1 protein-coding gene is annotated in these 602 nt (G+C 56.8%); it reads left to right on the top strand.

The window, feature by feature from the left end:
• Nucleotides 1-602, top strand: a 602-nt coding sequence (locus ABD211_RS32885) for an outer membrane protein assembly factor BamB family protein (protein ID WP_344140417.1), incomplete at its 3' end; no start/stop codon positions are given.

Genomic DNA, 602 nt, shown 5'->3' with positions numbered 1-602 from the left:
CTGTACGTCACTGGGACGGATGACTCGATCGTCTCGACACCGACAGGCAAAGGCAAAAGCTGGAGCCGAGACTTATCTGGCTCGGGCACAGGCGTTTCGGTCCATCCTGACGATCCTGTTGTCTATTGCTCTGATAATGACGGGAACGTCGTGGCTTTCAACGTCGAGGACGGCTCTGAAAAGTGGGAGTACGACACTGGTACGGGGCGATCTCGCGGTATCGGGATTGCTCGCGATGGCGATCTCGTTTTTATCGACACAGATGACGGAGCCATCAGAGCACTGGACTCTAAGGATGGTTCAGAAGAATGGGAAGCAAGCGCTCCGGGGTCTGTCACTGACTTCGCAACCCATCCCGACGGCTCTGAGCTTTACGCATCGATCCGCGAGGACACGGGTCCCGCTGTTGCCTACGATATTGAGGACGGGTCTGAATTATGGTCCGTCGAACGCGGAAACGGCCGCGCCGAAGGAATTGATGTCTCTCCTGATGGAGAAACGATCTATCTCGCAACTCGTCCCGCGCTTATCGCCCTCAACAGTGACGACGGGTCCGAGGTCTGGACCAGCGACAGCGAGGGAGACGACGATATTAGGGGAGT

Origin of the sequence: Luedemannella flava (assembly GCF_039528515.1) — a bacterium.
GTDB classification, from domain to species: domain Bacteria; phylum Actinomycetota; class Actinomycetes; order Mycobacteriales; family Micromonosporaceae; genus Luedemannella; species Luedemannella flava.
This window is presented reverse-complemented; position numbering and strand designations above follow the sequence as displayed.